The sequence below is a fragment of the Aeromonas sp. QDB30 genome (assembly GCF_027707645.1).
GTDB lineage: Bacteria > Pseudomonadota > Gammaproteobacteria > Enterobacterales > Aeromonadaceae > Aeromonas > Aeromonas caviae.
The window spans coordinates 1-6,572 of record NZ_JAPCIY010000121.1; the positions used below are offsets into that span (position 1 = coordinate 1).

A 6,572-nucleotide genomic window follows, 5' to 3' on the forward strand; every position below is an offset into this window, starting at 1 on the left:
GCGATAAAATTAGATCACAAACGAAGCCTTTTTTATATCTATTTCAATTGGTTGGCGCTAAAGATCCTGTACATGATCTTTTTATAGCAATTCAGAGACCAAATGGTGAGGGATTATGAACTATTTGGTTTTGGACATGTGTATTGCCCCGATCGCCTCGCATATCTGCTCCACCGCGTTGAGGGCGCGGGGGGTGAAGCGGTGCAGTTCATCGGCGTTGATAAGGGCGAGCCGCTGGTGTTTGACGGCGTCCAGCATGGGCCACTGCCGCCAGTGATCCAGCACGGAAGGATCCCAGCCGCCAGCCAGGATGAGCCCGGGATTGGCCTTGATCACCTGCTCCAGCCCGACCTGGGGGTAGGCTGCTCCCGTCGTCGCCATGATGTTGCGTCCGCCGCAGAGGGTGATGGCCTGCCCCGGCCAGGTCGAATTATTGACGCTGGTGAGCGGCGGGTACCAGAGCTGATAGAAGACAGACAGGGGCTTGGGCTCGCCGTAGCGCGCAGCCAGGGCGTCGAGCCGGGTCAGATAGGCGCGGGCTTGCTCGTCGGCCCTGGACGTGAGCCCGAGAAGGTGCCCCAGGCTGCGCATCTCGGTAGCCAGGGAGGCAAAGTCGGTGGGCTCCGAGTAGAAGACGGGAATTCCGAGGCGCTCGACCGGGCCCAGCATGCGGGCCTGGGCGGAGCGCCAGGCCACTACCAGATCCGGCTTCTGGGCCAGCAGCGCCTCGAGGTTGATGCTGCGATAGTTGGCCACCCTGGGGAGGTTGGCCACGTCGGCGGGGTAATCGGAGGCATCGTCGGTGGCGACCACGCGATCCCCGGCGCCGATATCGAACAGCAGTTCCGTCAGATGGGGAGTGAGGCTCACGATGCGCTGCGGCGGGGTGGCCATGGCGCACAGTGAGGTGCCCAGCAGGCAGACAAACAGGCCCAGGGCACGAAGGGAAACGCGATCAGCCATGATTGAGCTCCATCCATGTCAGGAGTAGCGAGAGCCCGAGCCAGCCCCAGCCGGTCAGTTGCAGACGCTGCAGCAGGCGCAGGGGCAGGTTGGCATCGGGTTCGCTCCCCTCATCAAATACCGGAAAGCGCACCAGCTGGCCCTGATAGTAGCGGGGGCCGCCGAGTCGGCTGCCTGTCGCCCGGGCCAGCAGCGCGAGCAGGACCCCCATGGCGGGATGGGGCCAATGCAACGCAGGTCGCACTCTGTTGCCCAGCCCGCGCACCTGGGTCAGGCACAGGGGGAGCGCCAGCAGCAGGATGGCAGGGGCGCAGAAACCCTGATAGAGCGCCGCAGCAGGGCGGCCGAAGTGGACGAACGCGTTCTGCTTGGGGTTCCACGCCAGATGGGTCAACTGGGCGAGCCGCACCAGCAGGGCACCCTGTACCCCGGCCAGGGCGAAGCCCAGCAGGGGGGCGGCCCACTGGCCGACGAGGCGCAGTACGCAGGTCTCGCTCACCGCCTTGTTCAACCCCATCACCGAGAGCTTGCCGGTTTCCCGCTTGAGCCAGGGGGCGACCTGCAGCCTCGCCACGACCAGCGTCTCCTGGGTCGCCAGGGCGCAGCTACCTCGGGCGAGTTCCCGCAAGGGGCGGGATTCGAGCATCAGCAGCAGGAACAGGAGGTCGAACAGGGGTTCGGACAGGGAGAGATTGCGCACCGCCCAGAGACCGGCTGCGCAGGGCACCCAGACCACCAGCAGGGCAAGGAGCCCGGCCTGGCTCTGCTGGCGTGGCGTGCCGTCGGGGCGATAGACCTTCTGGCCGAGGCGGGTGAGCAGAGGCACGGCTGCGCCGGGTCGAAAGCGTGCGGGCCAGGGCAGCAGGGCCTCCAGCAGGGCGGCCCCCACCATGATGGCCGCCGTCGTGGAGGCGAGGGCGGTCATCAGAGCATCCCAGGAGGGGGCGTCGATCACAGCTTGCCGAGCAGCGCGATGATCACTTCGGCGGAGTGTTGACCCGCCACCTCGATGAAGGCATCGAAGGATTCCACCTGCTCCTTGCCGGCGATGTCCGACATGGCCCGTACCACCAGATAGGGCACCTTGAACATGTGGCACACCTGGCCGATGGCGGCCCCTTCCATCTCCACCGCCAGCATCTGCGGGAAGTCGGCACGGGCTTTCGCGATGGCGTCCGGCTTGCACATGAACTGATCGCCGGTGCAGATGAGCCCGATCTTGGTCTGGTGCTTGCCTTGCTCGGCAATGCAGGCTTGTGCCAGGGCGATGAGTTTTTCGTCGCAGGGGAAGGCGGCGGGCTGCTGGGCCATCTGGCCCATCTCGTAACCGAAGGCGGTCACGTCCACGTCGTGGAAGCGCATCTCGCTCGCGATGACCACGTCACCGATGTGCAGATCCTGGGCGAAGCCGCCGGCGGAACCGGTGTTGATGACGCAATCGGGAGCGAACTTCTCCAGCAGCAGGCTGGTGGCGACGCTGGCGGCGACCTTGCCGATGCCGGAGCGGGTCAGGATAACCTCTTTACCGGCCAGCTTGCCCTGATAGAACTCGCAGCCGCCCAGTTGCAGGGTGGTGGGCTCGCTCAGCTGGCTGCGCAGCAGGGCCACTTCCTGCTCCATGGCGCCGATAATACCTACTTTCATCATCTACCTCGTCTCGATGGCCGCTGGGCCGAAAAAGTTGGCGTGGATGATAGCAAAACTTGGCGGTGGCGCCGAGCATTGCGATGGCGCGGATGGGGGTCAGGGGTAGCGTCTGGCCAGGGCGGCCAGTTCACCACTGTCTGCGAGCTGTTGCAGGGTGTTGGCGAACAGGGTCAGGCGCTCTGGGGCACTGTGGCGATGGAACAGGATGTAGAAGGGAGTCTCTTCCATCACGGTGGGGAGGATGCGGATCTTGTCGGCCAGACCCTGTTCGCGCAAGTCGGACTCAAACCCCGGGGAGCGGTAGTAGACGAAACGGCCGCGCTTCATCAACAACTTCTCGTAGTTGGCTTGGTTGCTGATCCCGCCGCTGTCGATGATGAGGCCGCCGATGTTCTGGAGCCGGGCGATGGCGCCGCTGCCATGGTTGATGAGGATGATGCCCCCCTGGCCGAGGGCCCTGACATCCTGCCAGCTGCGTATCTCGACGGGATCGTCACGGCGCACCGCCAGGTGGTAGCGCACCGTGAAGATGGCGGGGGTCAGGACGATGAAGTGATCCCGCCTGGCCGGGCTCTCCCCCACGCCGCAGATGAAGTCCAGCTGGCCGTGCTGCACCTTCTTTTCCAGCCGTCGCAGCGGCAGGAAGCGCTGATCTCCCTCAATGCGAAGGGCAGGCTCCCTCGCTTCCATGAGCCGGAAGAGATCGACGCAGATCCCGCCGACATGCCCGTCGGGGAGCGTCACGTACTTGGGGGACGACGCCTGTTGTGCGGCCGTATGAAAGACCTCGGTGGCGCCAATGGCCCTGGCGGTGAGAACAAGCAGGCACAGCAGCAGGATTATCCTGAGGGTCATCCGGGCAGGCTTCCGATGGGATTCAGGCGCCGTACATCAACCAGTCAAAGGGCGCCGGGGGCTCAACATTAGGCGATTTCCCCTTCTTATTTCAAGGGGTTCGCGCTGTCGTCACCGGGCGCACGGGGCTTGAGGGGGGTGATCAGCCGAGTGCGGTGTCGAGGGTCATCATCAGGGCGAAGCCTACCATCAGGCCCAGGGTGGCGTGGGTCTGGTGGCCGTTGCGATGGGTTTCCGGGATCACTTCGTGGGAGACCACAAACAGCATGGCACCAGCCGCGAGCCCGAGGCCGATGGGGTAGGCGATGGCCATGCCGCTGGCGAGTCCGACCCCGAGCAGGGCGCCGAGCGGTTCCAGCAGGCCGCTGCCGATGGCGACCAGCACGGCCACCGGCGGGCGAAAACCGGCTGCGCACATGGCCAGCGCCACCGCCAGCCCTTCGGGAATGTCCTGCAGGGCAATGGCGGTCGTGAGGGGCAGTCCCACCGTCATGTCCCCCTGGGAGAAGCTGACCCCGATGGCCATGCCTTCGGGCAGGTTGTGCAGGGCGATGGCGAAGACGAACAGCCAGACCCGTGAGCAGCTCTCATGGCCGGGACCACAGGGGCCGGTTTTGTCGTGTTCGTGAGGGGTGAATTGATCCAGTCCCAGCATCAGCAGCACCCCGAGGGTCATGCCGGCCACCACCACGGCGGCGGCGAGGAAGCCGTCACCCGTGATCCCCTCGGCGGCCTCGAGCCCCGGCAGCAGCAGGGAGAAGGCGCTCGCCGCCAGCATCATGCCGGCGGCGAACCCCAGCATGGCATCCTCCACCCGTTGGGGAACGGCGCGCAGGAACAGGGCTGGCAGGGCGCCCAGCGCCGTGGCGGCAAAACCCGCAGCGCCGCCAATGAGGCCATAGCGTACCCCGGGCGTTATCTCCCCTGCGGCCAGCATGACGAGACTCTGCACCAGGAGCAGCAGCACGGCGACCAGGGCGAGCAGCAGCCCCAGGGCGATGAGGGGGCGATCCGCTATCTGCTCGCGCAGTTGGACAGACCAGGAAGGGGAGAGGGTCGATACGTTGTCCATAGGGCCTCTGAAGACAGGAATGGGGAGAGACGAGCGGCCATTACATAACCTGGCCCCTGCTTTGTCCATGACGGCGGACCGATTGTGGCAATCGGCTCAAGTTTTGCGTCGAGCTGGTCGCTCCTGTGCTGGCAGCCTCGTGGCGGGCACAAGGCCCGGCATGGGGCGAGCGGGAAGCAAGGGATCCCCTCTCTTCGCTCCCATCGTCATTTCCCGTCAGGAGTCTCGGGTCACCGCTTACACGGATGTGATCATTGTGTCACTGCACAACTGCAGTCGAGGATCACCAGCCAACATGTCTTACAAGCACCTCTCCATCGGCAAGAAGATTGCCGCCGTCTTTGCGGTCATTGCCGTCATCAGCGCCGTCTTCGGCCTGTTTCTCGCCACCGAACTGCGGGACATTCGGGATCGGGTATTGAACTTCACCGACTCCACCCTGCCAAGCGTGCTCTCGGTGGACAACCTGCTCTACGACGTCTCCTATGTGCGCCGTGCCCAGTTTGCCCTGCTGATGGTGGAAGATGCCGTCGACAGGCAGGTTCGCCGCGCCCGCATCCAGGAGAGCCTGGGCAAGGTGCAGCAGGTCATGGATGCCTACGAGGCAACCGTGGGGGCCGAGCATGAACGTCAGGCCTTCAACCGCGTCAAGCAGCAGTGGCTGCAATATCTGGGGGCCGTCAACCAGGTGGATGCCCTGTTGTTCCAGGGCAGCAGGGATGAGGCCAGGGAGGCGCTGTTTCGCTCGAACGGGCTCTACACCGAGCTGGAGCTGGCGGTGCGTGCCCTGGTGAAGGTGAATCTTGGCTTTGTGGAAGAGAACCGTGGCAGCCTGCTTGGCAGCGTCACCATGGTGATGACCTTTGCCGTGGTGAGCATCGCGACCCTGCTGATCTTCATGGGGGTCATGACCTGGTTCCTTACCCGCCAGATCTGCCTGCCCCTGCAAGCCGTGGTGGCCCAGGCCAATGCCATCGCCCTGGGGGATCTGACCCATCGGCTGGATCGCCAGCACATCGGGCAGGACGAACTGGGGATGCTGGCCAGCGCCTCCCTCAAGATGCAGGACAACCTGCGTGGGCTCATCGAGGAGGTGGCCGCCGCCGTGACCCAGCTGGGGGCCGCCATCGAGGAGGTGAGCGCGGTCTCCGAGCAATCATCCCAGGGGATCCAGAGCCAGCAGCAGGAGATAGCCCAGGTCGCCACCGCCATGGCCCAGATGAAGGCGACGGTAGCGGATGTGGCGGGCAACACCGAGGTGGCCTCGGAGTCGGCAAGCTCCGCCAATGCCCTGGCTCGTCGCGGCAGTCAGGATGTGCAGGGGGCACTGGATGCCATCACCCGGGTGGCCAGTGAGATGGAGCAGGCGGGTAACCTGGTGAGTGAACTGGAGAAAGAGTCTGCCCAGATCAACCTGGTGGTGGATGTCATTCGCGGCATTGCCGACCAGACCAACCTGCTGGCACTCAATGCCGCCATCGAGGCGGCCCGTGCCGGTGAGCAGGGGCGCGGCTTTGCGGTGGTGGCCGACGAGGTGCGCACCCTGGCGGGGCGTACCCAGGCCTCCACCGGCGAAATCGTCGCCATCATCGAGACCCTGCAGGCTCGTGCCAACCGGGCGAAGTCGGTGACCGGCCAGAGTTGCGAGATGATCCGCCAGTGCGTGAGCCAGAGCGAACGCACCAGCGTGGGCATTCGTCAGATTGAAGAGGCGGTGGCCCAGATAGCCGACATGGCGATCCAGATTGCCAGTGCCTGTGGCGAGCAGGATGCGGTCTCCGATGAACTGGGCCGCAACGTGGCGCGCATCAACGACTCCTCCAACGAGGTCGCGACCGGCGCGGATCACACCGCCAAAGCCTGTCTGGAGCTGAGCCAGCTGGCGGCGGGTCTGCGCCAGAGCATGGGGCGCTTCCGCCTGGCCTGACGGTGGTTGCAGCCAATAAAAACGGGGCCCTGGGCCCTAATGCCAGTCAGTTAAGCCTGACTGGCATTGTTTTTACTAGGTTTTCTCGTCGCATACTTCTGTGGTTTG

General features: G+C 64.7%; 6 protein-coding genes. 1 reads left to right on the forward strand and 5 read right to left on the reverse strand.

Annotated features, from left to right (window positions below; all coding sequences use genetic code 11):
- Positions 1 to 120: 120 nt before the first annotated feature.
- The 5 genes from PG896_RS20130 to PG896_RS20150 all read right to left on the reverse strand — a co-directional run bounded on the left by PG896_RS20130 (position 121) and on the right by PG896_RS20150 (position 4,537).
- Positions 121 to 963, reverse strand: coding sequence for a cobalamin-binding protein (locus tag PG896_RS20130; protein ID WP_201872989.1), 843 nt, complete (start codon positions 961 to 963; stop codon positions 121 to 123).
- Positions 956 to 1,888: a cobalamin biosynthesis protein CobD/CbiB gene (locus PG896_RS20135; protein WP_201872988.1), complete on the reverse strand. Its 933-nt coding sequence runs from the start codon at positions 1,886 to 1,888 to the stop codon at positions 956 to 958. The genes PG896_RS20130 and PG896_RS20135 overlap by 8 nt, the downstream gene beginning before the upstream one ends.
- 26 nt (positions 1,889 to 1,914) lie before the next feature.
- Positions 1,915 to 2,607, reverse strand: coding sequence for a 5'-methylthioadenosine/S-adenosylhomocysteine nucleosidase (gene mtnN / locus PG896_RS20140; RefSeq protein ID WP_069784685.1), 693 nt, complete (start codon positions 2,605 to 2,607; stop codon positions 1,915 to 1,917).
- Between the two features lie 99 nt (positions 2,608 to 2,706).
- A complete protein-coding gene (locus tag PG896_RS20145) occupies positions 2,707 to 3,465 on the reverse strand; it encodes a substrate-binding periplasmic protein (protein WP_201872987.1) in 759 nt (252 codons plus the stop codon).
- Between the two features lie 142 nt (positions 3,466 to 3,607).
- On the reverse strand, positions 3,608 to 4,537 hold the full coding sequence (locus PG896_RS20150; protein WP_201872985.1) for a ZIP family metal transporter: 930 nt from the start codon (positions 4,535 to 4,537) through the stop codon (positions 3,608 to 3,610).
- A 295-nt stretch (positions 4,538 to 4,832) separates the two neighbouring features.
- On the opposite strand from PG896_RS20150, the gene PG896_RS20155 reads away from it, so the two are divergent.
- A complete protein-coding gene (locus PG896_RS20155) occupies positions 4,833 to 6,464 on the forward strand; it encodes a methyl-accepting chemotaxis protein (protein ID WP_201872984.1) in 1,632 nt (543 codons plus the stop codon).
- The last annotated feature ends 108 nt before the right edge of the window (positions 6,465 to 6,572 follow it).